Origin of the sequence: Paraburkholderia dipogonis (genome assembly GCF_042680985.1) — a bacterium.
Lineage (GTDB): Bacteria > Pseudomonadota > Gammaproteobacteria > Burkholderiales > Burkholderiaceae > Paraburkholderia > Paraburkholderia phytofirmans.
This window is the reverse complement of sequence record NZ_JBHUFR010000013.1, coordinates 26,193-45,397: the sequence shown is the minus strand read 5'-3', so window position 1 is coordinate 45,397 and position 19,205 is coordinate 26,193. Positions and strand designations below refer to the sequence as shown.

The following is a 19,205-nucleotide window of genomic DNA, read 5'->3' as shown; positions in this document are numbered from 1 at the left end:
AGTATATTGAAATGAAAAAAGCGTGTGCCGTCACTGAGTGACAGGCAACGCGTATTGCTGAAGCCACCCGGCAAAGGCGTGGCAAATCTCGTTGTTGGCACGGCGCGCCGCTGCCGATGCCTCGAAGAATCCAAAGAATGGATGGAACATGTCTTCGAACCAATGCACCTGCACAGGAACACCGGCAGCGCCAAGACGTTCGGCGTACGCAAGCCCTTCCTCGCAAAGCGGGTCGTGCCCAGCGACGGCGATCACGGCGGGTGGCAGCCCGGTGAAATCCTCCGCGTGCAGAGGCGACGGCGGAAATATCCGTGCCTGCGCCGGGTTCAACCCCATGTAAAGCTGGGAAATATCGCGCAAGTCCGACGGCGACAGCATCGGGAAGTCGCTGCGTTTCGCCTCGATCAGCGAGGTGTCGCGGGCCAGGTCCACACCGGGTACCACGAGCAGTTGTGCCGCGAGTCTTTCGCCCCGGTCGCGCAGCGTCAGGGCCGTGGAAGCGGCGAGGTTGCCGCCGGCGCTCTCCCCCGCCACCGCCACGCGCGTCGCGTCGCCCCCCAATGCCGCGACGTTGCGGATGGCCCATAAAGTGACCGTCAACGCGTCATCGTGGGCGGCAGGAAACGGATGCTCGGGAGCCAGCCGGTAGTCGGCTGAGACGACGACAGCGTTCATGTCCCGACAAAGCTTGCGTGCAATGTCGTCCATCAGTTCGACGCTGCCGAGCACGAATCCGCCACCGTGGAAAAACACCACCGTCGGCAACCCGGTTTGTGCATCTCGCGGGCGATAGACGCGCACGGGCACGTGGGCGCCCTCGAACCCGGCGATCGCATCTTCGATCACGCCGACGACGGGCACCGGAAAACGTTCACGCGCCGCCATGATGGCGCGCCGCATTCGCTCACGGGCTTGCTCTGGCGTGCCCGAAAACGGCGGCGGTGCATTAGCCGCGCGCATGGCCGACACGATTGCGGCCAATTCAGGATCGAGCGACTGAGGTTTGATGGTGTCTCTCATTGCAGTCCAAGAATGTACTGTTGGGAGGCAAACGCGCGTTGCCGCAGCGCATCTAGGTCGACATCCAGCATGTGACCATGCCGCTTCACTGCCCGCCCCGCGACAAAGACGGTGTCCACGTTGCCCGGATGGGCAGCCAGCACGACGGCGCCCACCGCGTCGGACACCGGCGTGAGATTCAGGTCTTCGCCGCGGATCATGATGATGTCGGCCTGTTTGCCCGGCGTGAGCGAACCGACTTTGTGCGCAAGTCCGTTCGCGCGCGCACCCGCGAGCGTGGCGAATTCAAGGACGTCGCGCATCGACAACGTAACCGGTGCGTTCGCGACGCTCGAATGGTTGCCGCCCATCCACGAACGGTAATAAGCGAACGCATGCCGCATCTGCGTGAACATGTCGCCTGAGCATTTCGTTTCGGTGTCGCCGCTCAGACTGGGCCGGATGCCAACAGCCAGCAGTCGATCGAGCGGAATGTCACCGATGCCCTGCGCATTCAGTTCGCAATGCACGCCGAGCGAGGCGCTGACGCCGGCGTCGGCCATCATCGCGATCTCGTCCGCGCCGCAGAAGCAGCAATGCACGAACGTCAGGTCGTCGCTCAATACCCCGGCGTCGTGCATCTGCGCAATGGCCCTCACCGACGCGTTACGTGCGTAGGCGCCCATATGGATGCTCGAGCGAATGTCGAGTTCGCGAGCGAGTTGCAAATCGGACAGCCAGACGTCGCGGCGCGCCATTTCGGGGCCGCGCGCGGCCATCGCTAGCGTGAGCAGTTGATCGTCGGACGAGAAGAACCGTTCGCGCAGGCGACGAATGTCGTCGGGGTGGCCACGCTGGCTGTCGAACATCCACGACGCACCGTCCACCAGCGGCCAGCCGTGCGCAAACACCCCGCGAATGTTCGCGCCTCGCAAACCCAGAATAGCCGCATCCGCATGTTCCGGTGTGTTCTGCACATGCGACCAGTCGAGCATCGTGGTGATACCGCCGTCCAGGGCGGAAACAGCGCCGAGCATCGTCCCGATGTAGACATCCTCCGGCCGGAACGCGGCGCCTTTGGCGCCCAGCATCTCCGCGAAGTAAATCTGCGGATCGATATCCGCATACCGATGGCGCACGCAGGTTTGCCATGTGTGACGATGCGTGTCGACAAATCCGGGCAGCACGATCATGCCGCGCGCGTCGACGCGCTCTGCATCGGCGGCATCGATACGGGGCTCGACGGCAATGATGTCCGTCCCCTCGACGAGGATGTCACCTTTATGCAGATCGCCGATTGCCGGATCCATACTCAGGATCCAGCCACCGGTCAGCAGAATTCGTTGCTCGTTCATAATGTCACCGCTTCAGCCATTTGCCGATTTGCGCTTCAGCTTCGCCGGCACGTCCCACTTCCGTACTGGCCCACGCTACGTACCCATCCGGGCGCACCAGCAGCGCCTTCACGCCGTCCATCGACGCGGGAATATGCGAGGCGCGCGCCTGCAACACGGTGACCGGCAGGCCGGACACATCGAGTGCTTCGAACTGGCGGCTGAATCCCTCGAAATCGAGCAAAACGAAGTGCCGCTTTCGCAACGTCTCGGTCACCGCGACGCAGCGTCCGTCAAGCAACATGAGATCGACGTCGGGACAACGCAGGCCCGTCAGCGGATGGCTATCTGCATCGCGCGGATACGGTGCTTCCAGGCCGCATAGCTCCAGCACCAATTTTCGTTGCACGTCAGGCAGGGGAACGATGTGCTCCTGCATGCGGCGCTTGAGCGCCACCGCCTCTGGCTCGAAGTTGAACTGCAACACACACTGCGCCTTAACGCTGTCGAGCAGCGCATGCATGACAGGAAGACGTTCCGTGTCGTACGTGTCGAGCGTGGCCGCATCCGCCACGCCGTTGATGACGTTGGCGAGTTTCCAGCCGAGGTTGAAAGCGTCCTGCAGACAGAAGTTCATGCCCACGCCGCTTGCCGGATAGTGAATACGCGCGGATTCGCCGACCAGGAAAGTGCGCCCCCGGCGCAAGCTCGGCACCGCGCGCATCTGGTCGTCGAACCGCGACGCCCAGCGGTATCCTTCGATGCCGTAATCGGTACCATGCACATCACGAATGCACTGCAACGCTTCCTCCAATGTAACGGGCTCGTCTTTCGGCGCGTGGCGGCGGTCACGGTGCACGATATTGAAGCGGGTAATCCCTTCACCAAAGGTGTAACCGCGCACCCAGCCCATTTCATTGTCGACATTGATTCGACCGCCGGGCCACGGCGCCTTCAACTCGGCATCGAGCACGATGCCGCGGAACGTACCGGAGCGGCCCTCAAACGGCAGGCCGACTTTCGAGCGGACGGTACTGCGGCCGCCATCGGCGCCAATCAGGTACTGCGCGCGCAGCGTCGAGATGACACCGGAGGCATCGGCCACCTCGACCTCGACACCATCAGCATGCTGGCGGACATCCCGTACTTCAGCGCGGCGTTGCACATGCACACCGCTTTCCACCGCCCAGTCCCACAGGACTTCCTCGGTCAGGTTCTGCGGCAGGCCCAACGTGAAACCAAAGCGCGTTTCCAGATACTTCCATTCGATCGGATGGAAGCCTGCCCAGATATGGGACGGACGGAACGGGTAGTCGGCGATCTTGCGCGTTTTCTCGATGAATCTTTCCGCGATGCCTCGCGCATCGAACAACTCCAGCACGCGTGGCAGGATCGTGCCGGCGCGTGACTGGACACCTTCGGTACGCCGTTCCAGCACCAGGGTTTTGACGCCCGCCCCCGCCAGTTCCGCAGCAACAGTAAGGCCCGACGGACCGCCGCCGACCACAATGACATCCCACTGCATCGTATTTCTCCATCTACTTTGTGGATTCGGATCCTGCACCGCGATCCTGTAACGCCGAGCCCGACCGGGCCGCTGAGGAAAAAGCGCCAAGCGAGCCCATCAGGCGCCCTCTGCTTAAAAAAGGTGCGTCATGCCAACTTCCATCTCCAGTTGTCGGGACGTTGACGCCGGCGCCTGATTCCGAAGCACCGATAGCTGTCCGCTGCCCGCTATTTGCAGCACGCTGAGCAGGTAAAGACTCGTACGCTTCGAAAGCGCGTAGTCGAGGTGCGCATGAAGCTGGTTCCATTTGTAGGTATCCAGTTTCGTGTATGAGTAGCCGCCGCCAATGCGCAGTTGCGTCGTGATGTACTTGTAGGCACCTACGTCGATGGTCTGCGCTGTTTCCGATTCGCCCGCGCCCGTCAGGCGCGTGTAGCTGTAGTTGCCCATCACACGCACGGTATCGCCAGCGTAGGCGACGCCGAGCGTCGTCGTGTTCTGGTTCTGGCTAACGATCCGCGAAGGATTGGCACTGAAATTGATGCCGTACAACTCGCTCACGCCCAGCCGGGTATATGGCGCATACGGCACGCCGTCTACCGATTCCCACACCAGCACCGACTGGAACGGGCCGCTTGTGAAGCTGGCCTCAGCGCCTACCGTACGACCCGTGTTGGTTGCCGAACCCTGCTCTCCGAAACCATACTGGGCACCAAACTGAAGCGCGCCGCCGAACACAGGCGATTTGTACTTGATCAGGTTATTGAGCGAGTTACCGACTGTCCTGTCCAGATTGCCAGGATGGGTCGCCAGAAAAGACGTGAAGCGTTCCGACGTGAAGGGAACAAGATCGGCAAGAAGGTCGTACATGGCCCCCAGGGTGACCGTCCCCACGCTGTTGGATTTCAGACCCAAGTAGCTTTCGAAAGGCGAACTCGTGCCATTGTTAATAAAGGCATACTGGCTAAGCCGAAAGAACGCGGAGGTATCCGTGTCCAGCTCCTCCCTGCCCGATATGGCCCAGAACGGCACCGCGTGGGACCCTGTCATCTGATACAGGCTACTGCCCTTGCCCGCATTGTTGCTGTATGCAATACCCGTTCCGAGCAACCCCGACAGGGTCACGCTCGACTGGGCGCACGCACTGCCTGAAATGACCACATACATCGTTATACTAATTAATAGTTTTGCTTTCATTTCCACGTCTCCTGACCTCTTCCGCAAACCCTGTTCAGATACGAACGCTATAACTGCGATTCGCTGCACGAACAGGCATCACACCAATCGCTATATCGGGTCGCGATCGTCCGCGAGCCTCACGGTCTACGGTTCAATTTTCATCGCGTGTCGCCAATGGGGGCGCCTAACGCGACGGGGCCGACCACGCCGTCCCGTCGAAGGAACGTGCGATAAAGCACGATAGCGGCCCAGAGCGCGACAGCGCCTGCGACAGCGAATACCGAAGCCATCGCACGGGGCAGTGCATCGGGGCTTCCGCCAAAACCATGCTGGCTGACCAAGGCGATCAACGTGGGAGAGCCACCTTGTCCAATCAGCCCGTTGAGAACCAGGACGATCGCCATGACGGCGCCTACTATCGATGCAGGCGCGGCTTTCGCAACGACCGTCGATGTGACTGCCATGAACGTCCACGAGAACAGCACCACCATGGCATCGACGATCCAGAATGCGCTCACCGATCCGATCAGGCACATCGTAATTGTCAGCGCAGTCACAGCAATCGTGACAAGCACGCCGACGAGTGCAACGCGCGACAGGCTCCCGCCCCCCTTCCGGTCCATCGCCATGCCGGCGAGCCACAGCCCGAGTGGCCCCATCGTCAGTAGCAGGCCGCCCTGCATCAGGCCGATCTCCCGCAGACCGAGATGAAAGCGGCGCGCGGTCATGGTCGGCATCCAGCTTCCAAGGCCGAAAGTAATCATCGCGTGAGAGACGGCGAACAGGGTCAGCGGAAGAAATATCGCCCGATTCGCGACAAGATAGCGGCCGACGCCTGACAGACTGCGGCTCGCATCCGCGGATGTTTTTTCTTCTTGCCGCCCCGGTTCCTTCGCAAGAAAAATGAGCAGACTCATGGGCAGTCCGACGACGCCGATCAGAAACAACGTGACCTGCCACGGCGAGACCGTACCGATGAAAGGAATCGACCGGATACCGGCGGACTGGATTGCACCCAGTAACGGGCCACCCAGTACGAGCGACAGCCCGGTTCCAAGCATCAGCGACATCGTGTACACGGACAAAGCACGCGCTCGACGTTGTTCATCGACCCCGTCACGAATCAGCGAGTAGGACGAAGGTGGAATCAACGCTTCCGCGCCGCCCACGACGATTCGCGCCACCAGGAGCGCCACGAACGCCGACGCGACTGCATTGGAAGCCACTGCAAGCGACCAGATCGCCACGCCCACGGCAATCACAACGCGCCGGTTGAATCGGTCCGCCAACCAGCCGGAGGGCAGCCCAACCACCATGTTGGCAACCGCAAATGCCGTGCCGATAAGAAGGCTGATCTGGACGTCGCTCGCCCCGAAGTCCCGTTGAATCGGCCCCACCATCAACACGAGAATGTTCTTGTCGATCTGGGCCAGCATGCTCACCACAGTCAGGCAGGCAACCAACCCCCACTGCCGCAGGATTGACTGGCGATTACGGCGGTCCTCCATATTCTCTGTCTCCGAAGGTTTGGTGCGCGCCACGGCAGGCCGCTATTTGCAGCAAGTATAAATTTCGCGAGACATTTATAAAATTTATTGTTTAAATACGGAACATCCGTTTTGTAAATGTCACACGAAAATGCGCTTTAACAAACTCGATCTCAACCAACTGGTCGTACTCGATGCGATCCTGTCCACGCGCAGCGTTGGCCGCGCGGCCGAACGGCTGTTTCTCAGCCAGCCCGCCACAAGCTGCTCCCTCGCCCGCCTGCGCGAGTATTTCGAAGACGAGCTTCTGGTGCCGGTGGGGAAGACACAGGTTCTGACACCGCTAGCCACCGAACTCGTCAAACCTGTCAGAGACGTTCTGCTGCAAATTCAGACCATCACACGCGCCAGACCGACTTTCGACCCGGAGACATCAACGCGGCGCTTCACAATAGAGTCGTCCGACTACGTGATCAGTGTGTTTCTTTCCGAGGTAGTGAGAAAGGCGGCCACGCTTGCGCCATTGATGCAGTTCGACCTGAGGGCGATCAGCCCGCAGTCGCCGGAGCATCTGGAAGGAGGTGAGGTGGAGCTGCTCATCGCCCCCGAGTTCAACACGGTTGCGGGACACCCTGCCGAGAAATTGTTTGAAGACACGTTTTCATGTCTGGTGTGCGCGGACCACCCGGTCAAAGGCAGTACGATCACCGCTGACCAATATTTTGAATCGGCGCATGTCGGTGTCGAATGGGGAGGCGGCAGGCGCGTGACCTATGACGCGCGGATGATCTCCACCGGCAAACAGGTTCGTCGCCAGGATGTGATTTCACCGACCTTCACGCTTGTTCCGGAACTGCTCCTCGGTACGTCGAGAGTCGCCACGCTGCCCACGCGGCTAGCCCTTCAGATGTCGCAACGGTTTCCGCTGCGAATCCTGCAATGTCCGATCAAACTCCCAACGTTCACGGAGAAGGTGCAGTGGCACAAGTATCAGGAACGCGACCCGGCCATCTCCTGGCTGCGCGCACTGTTTCGGGAAACGGCACGCCTGCTGCCGACGGTTGACTTGGCGCTTGCCAATAGAACAGCTGACGGTAAACCGTCGCGCCGGCGTAGCGCTGCCAAATAATGGCAGTACGCGACATTGGCAAGCCGTGTGTGTAGGTCAATCGGGACATCGAAAGCCACCGTCGCGCTGTTCCCGGCAAAGAAGGCACCGCTCCCGATCAAAACGCGGCCCGACACAGTCAGGGCCTCCATGCCGACAACAGTCGAAGCCATACGTCATCCTGTTCGTCAACGTTAAGATTTAGCGACGTAAGCGCCTGACCAAAACAAGGCCCGAGCACACACGTGCCCGTAGCAATGTCGAACTGCGCGCCGTGTCCGTGACAAACTATGCGCGTGCCGCTTCCATTCAGATACGCGTCCTTGCGCCAGGCCATCGGCGCGCCAGGGTGATGGGGACAATCGTCCAGGTATCCATACACCCGACGTCCGTCTCGCAGCGCGAGGATCGTGTCCCTGCCTGCTTCGCAGGGATCGAAGCCGCGCGAGCCACCGTCCGGCAGGTCGTGCAAATGGCACAGTCGCACGCGCATGCCGCCCGAATCACCCGTGCTCGGCATTCTTCGGCGACGGACGCCCCGGCGCCCACCGTTCTTTCGCTGCAAACAGGAACAGTTGCGACGTGTCGGCACCCGCCTCGGCTTCGCGCGGTGCCCATCGCTCGTCGTGCAGATCCATGTCGGCGTCGTATTCGACGTGACAGCCGAGTGGACTATTGAAATACCAGAACCAGTTCGAACCAAACTTGTGACGCCCCGGTCCCCAGAACGACTGGTATCCCTTGCCGGCGAAGCGGGTACCGGCCTGCATCAGTTCGGTGGGGCCGCCGAGGTGGAACGTGAAGTGTTCACAGCCTTGCATGAACGGCGGAGTTTGCAGAAGGAACAACGCATGGTGGTCCGGCGTGCCCGCTGGACGCAGAAAGGGACCCACGCCCGTGAAGCGGTCGGTACAGACGAAGCCCAGGCGGTCAACGTAGAACTCTTCGGCCTTCACCACGTCCGGTACGAAGCACACCACGTGCGACAGCGTCCGCGGCAGCGCGTCCGCCTGCTCGTCGGCCGCGACAACATTGATCGGCCGCCCGGCAGGCGCACCGGGTGCGTTGACCGTTTCAGCGGGCAGGTTCAGCGACCGGCGGCGCGTCACCTGGAACCCCAGCACGAAGCCGACGTCGTCGACCGTCTCGAGCGAACCGTCAGCGTGACGCGTCACCGTCCGGTCGCGGCCCAGTTCGTCCGCGATCGCATGAAGCGTCGCCTCGTCCGCCACGCCATAGACTGTCTTGCGCAACATGGTCGCGGTGGCGAGCGGCGGCGGCAATGCCGGATCGCCCTTGTGCCTGATCGTGATCGCCGTGCCGTCCAGCGCCTCGAAACGCCCAGCGTCTGTAGCCAGGCCGACGGGCTGGAGCCCGTAATCCATTAGAAATTGGGCGCATGCGCCTACGTCGTCAACGCCGAAAGCCAGTTCATCCAGTCCAATGATATTCATCCGTATCCCCTTGGTTCAAAATCAACAGTTCACGATCAGTACGCGGTCCGGCCGCGGAGCGTTTCGGCGACCCAGTCGGCGATGTACGCGCATGCGTTTGCCGAGTTGTCGAAGCTTCCATGCTGCACACCACCTTCGCGCTCGGTAAATACCTTCAGCTCCCGCTTCGGGCTGTTGATCAGCTGCTCGTACGTTCGCATGGCCCAGTGCAGCGGAATCTGCGAGTCCTTCTCCCCGTGCGTCACGAGGAACGGCACCTTGATGCGATCGAGGACGCCGTCAAGATGCACGTTTTCCGCGATGCGCATAAAGTCGTCGAGATCCTTCGCGCCCCATACCCATTTCACGTGCTCCCAGTAGTGCGGCACCGGGAAACTGCCTTCCCGCGCGAGGCGCTTCTTCTGCACGTCGCGCCAATCGTGGTTCGCTCCCAGCGTCACGCCGCACGCAAAACGCGGCTCGAACGCCACCGCGCGAGGGCAGAAATACCCGCCGAGCGATACACCCTGCAGTCCGATGCGCATGGCATCGACGTCGGCGCGCGTCTCCAGCCAGTCGACGACCTTGCTCGCCCACACTTCGCTGTTGTAGACCGCCGTCATGCCGTGGAGGCGCAACGCTTCGCCCGAGCCCGGCTGATCGACGACGAGCGACGAGATGCCACGCTGCGCCAGCCATCGCGGCAGCCCCACGCGGTAAAGCATTTCCTTTGCCGAATCCAGTCCGTTAACCTGCACCAGGATCGGCGCCGGTCCGACGACGTTTTCCGCGCGAACGTAGAGTGCCGAGAGATGCGCATCGCCATAAGGAATCTTCACGCGCTCGCAGTTCTCGCCGGATTGCGCAATGCCTCGCGCAAACACATCGAGAAAGCGCCGGTATAGCGCCATGCGCCCCTGGGCACCGTGCGCTTGAAGCCGCTCGGCAGTGATGTAGTAAATTGCGGCCCGGTTGTATTTTTCGCCGGCGGAAATCATCCGGCCGCGCGCCTCGTCCTCTTCGGCGAGTTCGCAAAGCTTGTCCGCCATGCGAACCCACGTTTCCCGGAACGCCTGCGTACCGGCGGCGTCCGGCTGCGTCGATGCTTCCTGCAGCGGCGCGCACATCTCCTCAATCTCACCGATGCGCGCCCCCATCTCTATCGCCAGATCCACTGACAGGTTCCAGACGTAATTGCTCGGGAAATACTTGAACACGGTAACGACTCTCCTATATGACTTGCTTCGCAGCCTGGACTCACACGAGCGCCGTACCCGGCGCAAACATTCGCGGCATATCGCTCCCGCTCGGGATCTACGCCGATCCCCCGGCGATTTCCGGCGCAAAGCGTCCATCCAGCAGGACAAACACCATTCGTGCCGGCCTGTCGCTGCGATTACTCCATGCGTGATTGGTCCCACGCTGTACAACCACGTCACCAGGTTTAAGCAAGGTCTCCGTACCGTCGAGAACCAGCCAGATTTCCCCGGAAATCACAATCCCGTAATCGACCGTTTCAGTTCGATGCATCAAGGTGTCCGCCGTACGAGGCGCACCAGTGGACGTAGAGGTGTGCGCGGCATTGATCTCAGAGAAGAGCGCCTCGGGCCTGCACGTTTCCCAATCCGGATCTGGCGGCATATCGACTACGCGAATCACCGTGCCACCGGTGCCTGGTGACAGGCGTAGCGGCCCATCGGTCGGATCGTTGCCGTTGTCCACGGCTACAGGCATGCCGGCTGTCCGCCAGATTTCGGAGAACACGAGACCCGGTAGCGCCTTGACAGGGAACACGGAAAATGGGCCTCCGTCACTCGTAACGACCGAGCAGCCTTGCGCGTCATGACCCGTCACAATACGCCGAACATAATTGCTCACTCTTCTACTCTCCGATTTACATAAGCAGTACAGATAATATTTTCTACATTACCGCGCATTTGCACATTTACTCTTGCACAACACTATTCACTCAGTGCAATACCGGGAATCAAACCGGCTGCGCAGTCAGCTCCAGCATCTTCTCGATCAATTCTGCCCGGCCAAACGGCGGCTCTTCCGTCTTCTCCCATTCGCCGATCTGGATCGAACTATCAAAAATGAAACGACAACGTGCGCGCCGGCGCTCCATGAACTGTTGAAGCAGAGACTCGATCGGTGCGTCCGCAGAGAGCAGATCAGTAAGCACGACCGCGTCTTCGATAGCCATTCCCGCCCCCTGGCCCAGGTGCGGCGTAGTCGCGTGCGCTGCGTCGCCGATCAGCAGAATCCGGCCGCTATACCAGTCTTCGTCCACGAAGACCACTTCGAGCGGCTTGTAGACCACCTGGTCAGGGTCCACGATCTGTTCCCGCAAATCGCCTATGAGTCCGCCGAAGCCGTTGAGGCGCTCACGCATCTGACTGGCCCGCGACGCGTGCTCCATGCGCGGATTGCCAGGCTCGCAGGACGTCACGAACATGTACATCAGGTCGTTGGCAAGCGGCACCAGACCCGCATTCGTACCCTCGCCGCGAAAGCCCGCAAGATGATCAATCTGCGGATCGCGCCGGAAGTTGTGCCGCCAGACCGCCTGCCCCGTGTAGCGCGGGCAATAGGCGTCACCGAACAGCATCTCGCGCACCTTGGAGTAGACGCCGTCTGCGCCCACGACGAGGTCGTAGCGCCGGCAGCTACCGTCTGTCAGCGTGACATCGACGTAATCGGAAGACTGATCGAACGCGGCCACTGTGGCGCCCAGCGTGATCCGCACACCCTGCTCTCTCGCCGCGTCGCACAGAACCTGGTGCAGGGCAAGCCGCGATATGCCGACATTTGCCGGATATTGAGGACCGGCTAGCCTTCGCCCGGGGATGACGACGAAACGGTTGCCCGACCGGTCATATAGCGCCGAGTCCTCGAATGGAAACGCCGCGGGCAGATAGCGGTCCAGTAGGCCGAGGTACGCCATGTCGCGCACGACGTTGCTCTGCTGGATAATGCCGACGCCATAAACAGTCCACTCCTCCCTGATCTCGACGAGGTCCACCTCGATGCCGCGGCGACTCAGACCAATCGCGGCCGACAAGCCTCCGATCCCTCCGCCTACGACCAGAACTTTTTTGACGTGAGCCATGTACTGCATCTCCTTAAAGCGAACTCTCTTGATAAATCATCGGCAAGCACCTCGTCCGAGCCGACACCTTTTGATTGAATGACATAAGGTCGGCATCGCCACCGCTTCGCTCACGCCTCTACAGGTGCAGCGCGACGTTGCATCGCCCACTGGACGGCGCAGGCAAGCGCGACTACGACCAGGACCACACCAAGCGTACGTAACGCAGGCACCAAACCGCCCGTCAACGACGCCACAGCGACAACCACTAGCGGACTCATGAACTCGCCGAGGTAGAAACTCGCCATGAATCCTCCCGCCCCACGCCCACGCAGCGCAACAGGAAGATTGGCCAGCGCCCATGACGCGAGCGTCGGAATCATCAGGCCGGATCCGAATCCATTCAGAAGAACCGCCAGCACAGCCTGCGAATACGATGACGCACTGCCCAGCAGAACAAGACTCGCCCCGGCCAGCGCAAACGCGACACACAGCACTCGCGCTCGCCCAAGGCGGCCCAACCAGCGCGAGCAAATTGCGCCGCAGAGCACGGCAGCATGCGATGCGCCAATCGCGATTCCGATCAGTTTCGGTGCGTGCACACCGATGCCAGCCAGCATGAATCCGAGTTGCACCGCTACGATGAACAGACCGATACCGGCGCACCACGTCAATACGTAAAGCCATACGTTGTGCCGCCAGGGAAAACGAGTCACATGACGGCTCACGTCCGCGCCGGACGGGGTTCGCTGGATGGGCTCCCACAGCATCAGTGCGACGCAGGGCGCCATCAGCGCGCCCACCACGTAGAGCCAGAACGGCGTACGCCAGCCCAACTCGCCCAGCGCGCCCCCTACCACGAAGAACAGCGCAGCGGACAGAGACCCGGTCATCGTCTGCCACGCAAGCATGCGCTCACGCTGCTGGTCGGCGTAATAGTCGCCAATGAGCGCCGTGAAGCACGTGATGATGATTGCCTCGACAATCCCGAGGCCGAATCGGCTAGCCAGTACACCGTAAAGATTGTCGAGCCAGAGCGGCGCCGTGCCCAGCGCGCTGTAGCAAAGCAAAGCGACAATCAGCGGAACCTTGCGGCCGAACCGGTCGACCACGACCCCCGCGGACGGCCCGAGCAGACCCACCATAAGCGCCGGCATGGTCAGGACCAGCGGCACCAGAACGCCGGCGTGCGGTACCGCGGCGAAATGCTGAGCCATCTGCGGCAGCAGCGGCGCGAGCAATACGGCGCCAAGAATCGGAAGACAACTGCCCACCAGCAGCAGCACTGCGTGCATCACGCGCAGCTTGCGCGGTACATCGCTTGAAATAGAATCAGTCGACATCGGAAGTCCTTTCTGGATGGATAGCGTCACCCTATTCGTGCCGGTTATATGGCCTCACGGCTTCCGCCGCGAGCCTATGTTTCAGGCACTCAGAAAAAATGACGCATACCAATGAGCGCGCCGACGGTCGTTCCGGCGGGCGCATAGGACCCAGTCGGCGCGTCGCCGAGTTCGAGGCCGATATTCTGCGAGCCGCGATTGTTGACCACGCCTAGCTGCGCGTAGAGCGTTGTTGCTTTCGACAGGAAGTACGACGCGCCGAGCGAACCCATCAGGGAGTGACTCGATGTGTCATCGCGATTGCTCACATACCAAACTCCTCCATTGAGATCGACCGCGGGCGTCAATGCGTAATCAAGGCCACCGGCATAGACGTTGTTGTTCATACCGTTGCCCATCACCTTGTAGTTTGTGAATGACGCTTTCGCGGTAAGGGAGCCGAATGTGTATGCCGCGCCGATCATGCGGCCTTCGAATCCGACGGTCGACGACGGGACGGTCTGGACCGTGCCTCCCGGATTGCCGTCGTAGAACGCGGCATCGACCGACAAGCCGCCCCATTGGTACGACAGGCCGGCAGAATACTGGCGGCCGGCCGAGAAGTTCCCGGCCTCACCGCCGAGCGCAAACATCACACTGCCTCGCAGGCCGGCAATCAGCGGGCTCGTATACGACAGTGCATTGGAATTGAATGCACCTGTGGTGGCGATGTTATTCGCGTAAATCAGCAGGCCGCTGCCGAAGTTCGACATGCCGACAGGATCGAGTGCGAACAAGGTGTTGAAGAACGGAGAGAACTGCAGACCGGCCTTGACCTCACCGAACGCGCCCGCCAATCCGACGTACGCCTGGCGTCCGAAGAAATTCCCGTTTGAATCGTTGAAGCCGCCATTGGCGATGCTGATCCCACTTTCAAGCTTGAATTCCGCCGAGAGACCGCCGCCCAGATCCTCGGTGCCTCGCACACCGAACTGAGACGGAACCTGACCGCTGTCAGTGAAGCCGAACAGCTTTCCGCCGTTGCCTCCCGTCGAATTCTGCGTCTTGCTGAGATACAACACGCCTCCGTCTACCAGGCCGTAAAGCGTGACGCTACTTTGTGCATGGGCGCCGACTACAAACATCAGCCCCGATAAAGCGACCGACACCTGACTCAGGGCAAGCTTGATTCGCATGCTTTGTCTCCAAATTTATGTTTTGTCTAAAACACTGTCCGACCAATTCGGTCACAAGCCCAAGATCGATCCGGTCGTCAATGCCGTGCTGCCTTTCAGCAGCGCTGAGGCTCCTCGCCTTTTCACAGGTCGCGGGACCCCCGCAAGATTCTGCGAATTCGGTTGACGGATTGCGGCCGGGAATGAGGCACACGCCCCGGTGTCGCCGTCCCCAAATTCATTTGGGCATGTGGCGGATTATTGGGAACCGCCTTCCCTTAGTAAAATCGAACATTTCAATGCCAAGTATTGATATCGCCGATGAGTAAGGAAAAGCCCGTCCGGACGACAATGCGCCTCGCGCGCAACCGAACGGCGCTGCTACGATTTAGGGTATTTACCGAGGTTTTCACGCCCTACACGGCAGTCACAATAGGGCTGTTGTCCGAACGGTATGGCGACTGCGGCGCGGCCCCTTGCATTTGCTCAGGACGTGGAAGGCGGTCGGATTTCTACTGTCTATTGATGAAATCGATCAAAACGGAGGGTACCGAATGCGGCTCAACGGCCTCGACCTCAACCTGCTGATGGTTCTGGACGCGCTATTGAGAGAGCGCAGCGTCTCGCTTGCAGCAATCACGCTCAATTTGGGACAGTCCGCGGTCAGTTCGGCGCTTTCGCGTCTTCGTGAACATTTCCAGGACGAGCTGTTGATTCCCCTCAACCGCCAGATGGTCCCGACTGCTCTGGCACTCGATCTGCAGGGTGTCGTCAAGGAATGGCTGCAGGACATCGACACGATCGTGCATGCGCAACCGGAATTCAGCCCTCGGCACATGCGCCGGGAGTTCGTTGTACTGTGCTCGGATTACATCGCGGAAACTTTTATCCCCCGCGTGATGCGCGTGCTGGCCGAAGAAGCACCCGACGTGGTGATCTCTGTACGTCCGCTCGAAGCTTCCGTAACGCTGCTGCCCGAAGGTCTCGCACGGCGCGGCGCCCATTTCTGCATCCTGCCCAGTGAACACTGCTCCGCGCTTCATCCCCGTGCCCATTTATTTCACGAGCGCTTCAGCGCGGTAGTGTGGCGGGATCACCCCACCTTGGGCGACACGCTAACGTTGGATAGACTCCGCGACATGTCGCACGTGGCGGTTCAGTTTTCGGACAACGGTCCAGACGCGCTCGATGCCAAGCCCCTGGCATTGTCGGGAGTCATGCGAAGAACACCGGTGGTCGTGGATCAGTTCGCGCTAGCGGCACAACTCGTGGTCGGCACGCCGTACATCGCACTGATTCCCAACCGGCTAGGCTGCCTCTGGGCGAAATCCCTGCCGCTGCGCGTTTTGGAACTGCCACAGGGCACCCGCGACATCGAATTCGACGAAGCGCTGCAATGGAGCGAAGCACAGCTCGACGATCCGCCGCTACGCTGGTTTCGGGACAAGATGCTCGAAGTCGCGCGTGATCATTAACTCAGCATCATGAATTACCGCGACCTCGATCTTAACCAGCTGATTACGCTGCATGCCCTGTTGCAAACCCGCAGCGTCGGCCGTGCCGCTGAATTTCTACATATCGGCCAGCCGGCTTGCAGCGAGGCCCTCGCGCGGCTGCGCGACCATTTCGGAGACGAACTGCTGGTATTCGTGAGCCGCAGGATGGTCCCCACTTCGTTGGCCTTACAGCTTGAACGCCCCGTGCGCGATGCGATGAAGCGTGCAGAGGCCATTTCGGCGATGCGGGCCGGGTTCAACCCGAGCGGCGCCTCGCGCCGGTTTTCGATCATCTGCTCCGACATGATTTCGAAACTCGTGTTGTCGCGCGTTGTGCTCGAGCTTCAACATACCGCTCCGAACATCTCACTGATGATCCATTCAGCCGCACCTCTGCGATCGTCGCGCACACTTGTGGAGGAGGCGCTCGAACGGCGCGGCGCGGACTTCGTCGTTGTGCCGAGCCGACACTTGCCCAGCGGGTACGACAATCTGCTGCTTTTTAGCAGTCCCTATAGCTGCATCGTATGGAAGGGCAATATGCTCGTCGGCGAGACGCTCACCGAGGGCCTGTTCTATTCACTCAAACACGTCGCACCGACCTTCGGTGACGGCCGCGTCATGGCAACCGAAAGCGACAATTCGTTGTGGCGTCGAGCGTTCGCCGCGAAGACCGAATACGCTCTCACGCTACCCGCGATGCTGACGGGAACAGATTACATTGCGACCGTCCCCACGGTGCTCGCAAATGACTATGAAAAGCAATACGACCTCCGGGTCTTTCCTGTCCCGATCACGATTCCACCGCTCGAGGAAAAGCTGGTATGGCCCAAACGTCTCGATGACGATCCCGCCAACTGTTGGTTGCGTGCCCTGATTCAGGATTGTGCGAAGAAAACCATGCGCAATTCGGAATAGCGAAACTAGCTCCGTACGATCACAGTCGGCATCGAGAGCACTTAGCCCTTCGGGCACGCGGAGCATCACGGGCACATCGACACGGGTACCGGTGGGGTCCGTCGGACGTTACGCACCTGCTCGACGACATTTGGACCAGCGGCGGCAAGAGCTACGGCTCTGCAGCCGATTGGATTGTCGTGAAGTTGCACTGCGATGCGGAAAAACCCGATAACCAGCAATGGGAACTGATTGACGGCCACCAACGCCTGACCACGCTTTACCTGATCTTCCGCTACACGAAGAAGGACGCGAAGCAGGGTTTCAGTGTGCCTTATTCGATCTTCTATCAAACTCGCCCGGGTAGTCAGGAGCGCCCTGAAACGCGCGAAGTCCAGCTCGAAATTATTCTATGACGGATTTCTACTTCTGTGGAAAATCGCCAGGGACTCGACAAAGCTTACGTTCATTTTCCAACGCCCGCATCACTTGTGCATCGCGCGCTAGTTGTCAGTGCGTAGCTCATTCACTGTAAAGTCGCACCGCAACAAGAAAGGCCGCCCATTTTTGTGGGCTTTCCTGTTTTTCGCTACATCCAAAATGGATCAGATTCGATGTCGGATGGGCCGCAATCCGGATTCCTCTGGTTCATGTGATCATCCGAAACAGGCGCTCGTGTATATATCGCTCGTCAATATGCTGGCGAAAGCTTGGGACCTGACAAAGCTCGGGTGATTGGCGACTCCAAAGTACGTATTCGCTTGAAGTGGAAGTGGGATCGACATTCGCGTCGGTCGGGTTGCGAACGACAGCGTTGTTACCTGCAGCGATCGTAGAGTCGCCGACGCCCGAATGACGGAAATGGCCGACGAGGAGCCGTCCCGCGTCGCGTGCGCGTCGGCAGCATCTCTTGAGCTTTGTTCGGCGCCGAACGATATCCGGGGGCTCGCAAGAGCCTGGCTTACGAGTCGGCCACGCCTTTTTCCTTGACGCCTGCCCGCTACCGGCTCCTCAAGTCGCACGGGCGGGAACCCGGGAGTCAGGCGGCAGCAAGGCCAACCCCGAGTTCCACCGGGAAGTGTCCAGTCGCAACGGCAAGGCACATCCCCTCGGCCGGTTCAGGTCCTCAACCTTGACTGTGGAGAATGCCATGCAACTCGCTTCCTCTTTCCATTACGGCTTCCCGATGCTGCGCGCTGACTTGCCCCTCTCCGACGACCAGCTCCGCCGCATTGCCCCATCCTTTTTCGCGGACGGCAAGCACGAGAGCCGTTCCGACCGCTACACCTACATTCCCACCATCGACGTGCTGCGCGGCCTGCGCAACGAAGCTTTCCAGCCGTTCATGATTTGCCAGACCCGCGTACGCGACCAGGGCAAGCGCGAATTCAGCAAACACATGCTTCGCCTTCGCCATGCCGACCAGATCACCGGCGAGAAAGCGGATGAAATCGTGCTGCTGAACTCGCACGACGGCACGAGCAGTTGTCCATCACCTTGATACGGACGGTGGCGATCGGGATGCGTGGCAACCGATCGAGACGGTACCGAAGGATGGAACGCACGTGCTTCTGATCGCCACGCGTCACTCCATGCTTATGCCCCATCCGGAATGATCATTGGCGCATACCGCTGCGTTGTGGAGCGGTCCATCGACGCTTTCGCATGTGACGGCACTGGATGCCTCTACCCGCTGCACGGATCGCCCTGCAACAGCCGCCCGGAGAAGCTCCGGCATGAGTGATACAGAACGCATGATCGAATGGCTCTGGAAGCGCTTTCCGAATCAGCCGGTTAGGTGTGCGCTGATGTTAAGAATTTTGTGCAGCCGGAAGGCGCGATGAGCGAAACCGCAGCACGAATCATCGACTTGACGCGCATATATTGGGGTGTGAAATGGACGTCACCAAGGGAAAACGGATAAGTGCAACCGAGGGGGCCCAGATACTCGGCGTGCCGCGGTATGCGATCAGCCGGATTGACCGCGCCGGTGAGATCATCCAGCGTTACAAGCTTGGCCACAAAACGCACGTCTACGAACTCGAATCGCTCTATAAATTCCTCGCATCATGCCAATCGAAACCATTACAAAGGCCGGCCGCCGTCGCTACCGCTGGACGTTCGAGCGCGTCATCGAAAACAGGCGTATCCGTAAAACCAAACTCCTCCCTGCGGGA

General features: G+C 60.3%; 16 protein-coding genes and 1 pseudogene. 5 read left to right on the top strand and 12 right to left on the bottom strand.

Going from position 1 to position 19,205, the window contains the following annotated elements; all coding sequences use genetic code 11:
- Positions 1-30: 30 nt before the first annotated feature.
- The 5 genes from ACFSNN_RS17735 to ACFSNN_RS17715 form a co-directional block, all read right to left on the bottom strand.
- Complete coding sequence (locus ACFSNN_RS17735; RefSeq protein ID WP_377747463.1) at positions 31-981, bottom strand: alpha/beta hydrolase; 951 nt, start codon at positions 979-981, stop codon at positions 31-33.
- Between the two features lie 35 nt (positions 982-1,016).
- Positions 1,017-2,354, bottom strand: a complete 1,338-nt coding sequence (locus ACFSNN_RS17730; protein ID WP_134462521.1) for an amidohydrolase family protein — start codon at positions 2,352-2,354, stop codon at positions 1,017-1,019.
- A 4-nt stretch (positions 2,355-2,358) separates the two neighbouring features.
- Entirely contained in the window at positions 2,359-3,897 is a 1,539-nt protein-coding gene (locus tag ACFSNN_RS17725) for an FAD-dependent monooxygenase (RefSeq protein WP_279631170.1), read from the bottom strand.
- 75 nt (positions 3,898-3,972) lie between these two features.
- Positions 3,973-5,037 carry a porin gene (locus tag ACFSNN_RS17720; RefSeq protein WP_244322915.1) on the bottom strand — a complete coding sequence of 355 codons (1,065 nt, stop codon included), beginning with the start codon at positions 5,035-5,037 and terminating at the stop codon, positions 3,973-3,975.
- 140 nt (positions 5,038-5,177) lie between these two features.
- On the bottom strand, positions 5,178-6,560 hold the full coding sequence (locus ACFSNN_RS17715; protein ID WP_377765207.1) for an MFS transporter: 1,383 nt from the start codon (positions 6,558-6,560) through the stop codon (positions 5,178-5,180).
- A 97-nt stretch (positions 6,561-6,657) separates the two neighbouring features.
- On the opposite strand from ACFSNN_RS17715, the gene ACFSNN_RS17710 reads away from it, so the two are divergent.
- A complete protein-coding gene (locus ACFSNN_RS17710; RefSeq protein WP_134462514.1) occupies positions 6,658-7,635 on the top strand; it encodes a LysR family transcriptional regulator in 978 nt (325 codons plus the stop codon).
- A 118-nt stretch (positions 7,636-7,753) separates the two neighbouring features.
- Here ACFSNN_RS17710 and ACFSNN_RS17705 read toward each other — a convergent pair whose 3' ends face one another.
- The 7 genes from ACFSNN_RS17705 to ACFSNN_RS17675 form a co-directional block, all read right to left on the bottom strand.
- Positions 7,754-8,107, bottom strand: coding sequence for a Rieske (2Fe-2S) protein (locus ACFSNN_RS17705; protein WP_134465539.1), 354 nt, complete (start codon positions 8,105-8,107; stop codon positions 7,754-7,756).
- Positions 8,108-8,117: 10 nt separating this feature from the next.
- Positions 8,118-9,068, bottom strand: coding sequence for a VOC family protein (locus tag ACFSNN_RS17700; RefSeq protein ID WP_134462511.1), 951 nt, complete (start codon positions 9,066-9,068; stop codon positions 8,118-8,120).
- 35 nt (positions 9,069-9,103) lie between these two features.
- Positions 9,104-10,264, bottom strand: coding sequence for an alpha/beta hydrolase family protein (locus tag ACFSNN_RS17695; protein WP_166799341.1), 1,161 nt, complete (start codon positions 10,262-10,264; stop codon positions 9,104-9,106).
- A 97-nt stretch (positions 10,265-10,361) separates the two neighbouring features.
- The gene (locus ACFSNN_RS17690) at positions 10,362-10,841 is read right to left on the bottom strand and encodes a cupin domain-containing protein (protein WP_244322914.1); all 480 of its coding nucleotides are present in this window, start codon (positions 10,839-10,841) and stop codon (positions 10,362-10,364) included.
- Positions 10,842-11,034: 193 nt separating this feature from the next.
- Positions 11,035-12,168: an FAD-dependent oxidoreductase gene (locus ACFSNN_RS17685; protein WP_377747467.1), complete on the bottom strand. Its 1,134-nt coding sequence runs from the start codon at positions 12,166-12,168 to the stop codon at positions 11,035-11,037.
- 101 nt (positions 12,169-12,269) lie between these two features.
- A complete protein-coding gene (locus ACFSNN_RS17680) occupies positions 12,270-13,481 on the bottom strand; it encodes an MFS transporter (protein ID WP_377747468.1) in 1,212 nt (403 codons plus the stop codon).
- A gap of 89 nt (positions 13,482-13,570) precedes the next feature.
- Positions 13,571-14,656, bottom strand: a complete 1,086-nt coding sequence (locus ACFSNN_RS17675; RefSeq protein WP_134462497.1) for a porin — start codon at positions 14,654-14,656, stop codon at positions 13,571-13,573.
- A 533-nt stretch (positions 14,657-15,189) separates the two neighbouring features.
- On the opposite strand from ACFSNN_RS17675, the gene ACFSNN_RS17670 reads away from it, so the two are divergent.
- The 4 genes and pseudogenes from ACFSNN_RS17670 to ACFSNN_RS17655 form a co-directional block, all read left to right on the top strand.
- Positions 15,190-16,110, top strand: coding sequence for a LysR substrate-binding domain-containing protein (locus ACFSNN_RS17670; RefSeq protein WP_134462494.1), 921 nt, complete (start codon positions 15,190-15,192; stop codon positions 16,108-16,110).
- A gap of 9 nt (positions 16,111-16,119) precedes the next feature.
- Positions 16,120-17,049 (top strand): LysR family transcriptional regulator, encoded by a 930-nt coding sequence (locus ACFSNN_RS17665; protein ID WP_134462491.1) that lies wholly within the window; start codon positions 16,120-16,122, stop codon positions 17,047-17,049.
- Positions 16,992-17,444, top strand: a complete 453-nt coding sequence (locus ACFSNN_RS17660; RefSeq protein ID WP_341868444.1) for a DUF262 domain-containing protein — start codon at positions 16,992-16,994, stop codon at positions 17,442-17,444. Before ACFSNN_RS17665 ends, ACFSNN_RS17660 begins: the two co-directional genes overlap by 58 nt.
- A gap of 734 nt (positions 17,445-18,178) precedes the next feature.
- Positions 18,179-18,514 (top strand): annotated as a pseudogene (locus ACFSNN_RS17655) (DUF932 domain-containing protein); the annotation flags it as partial.
- Positions 18,515-19,205: the final 691 nt, after the last annotated feature.

What these genes read in the sequence shown, in the direction of transcription:
- ACFSNN_RS17730 (WP_134462521.1), bottom strand. Translation starts at nt 2,354, where the DNA reads ATGAACGAGCAACGAATTCTGCTGACCGGTGGCTGGATCCTGAGTATG.
- ACFSNN_RS17720 (WP_244322915.1), bottom strand. Translation starts at nt 5,037, where the DNA reads ATGAAAGCAAAACTATTAATTAGTATAACGATGTATGTGGTCATTTCA.
- ACFSNN_RS17710 (WP_134462514.1), top strand. Translation starts at nt 6,658, where the DNA reads ATGCGCTTTAACAAACTCGATCTCAACCAACTGGTCGTACTCGATGCG.
- ACFSNN_RS17705 (WP_134465539.1), bottom strand. Translation starts at nt 8,107, where the DNA reads ATGCGCGTGCGACTGTGCCATTTGCACGACCTGCCGGACGGTGGCTCG.
- ACFSNN_RS17700 (WP_134462511.1), bottom strand. Translation starts at nt 9,068, where the DNA reads ATGAATATCATTGGACTGGATGAACTGGCTTTCGGCGTTGACGACGTA.
- ACFSNN_RS17685 (WP_377747467.1), bottom strand. Translation starts at nt 12,168, where the DNA reads ATGCAGTACATGGCTCACGTCAAAAAAGTTCTGGTCGTAGGCGGAGGG.
- ACFSNN_RS17680 (WP_377747468.1), bottom strand. Translation starts at nt 13,481, where the DNA reads ATGTCGACTGATTCTATTTCAAGCGATGTACCGCGCAAGCTGCGCGTG.
- ACFSNN_RS17675 (WP_134462497.1), bottom strand. Translation starts at nt 14,656, where the DNA reads ATGCGAATCAAGCTTGCCCTGAGTCAGGTGTCGGTCGCTTTATCGGGG.
- ACFSNN_RS17670 (WP_134462494.1), top strand. Translation starts at nt 15,190, where the DNA reads ATGCGGCTCAACGGCCTCGACCTCAACCTGCTGATGGTTCTGGACGCG.
- ACFSNN_RS17665 (WP_134462491.1), top strand. Translation starts at nt 16,120, where the DNA reads ATGAATTACCGCGACCTCGATCTTAACCAGCTGATTACGCTGCATGCC.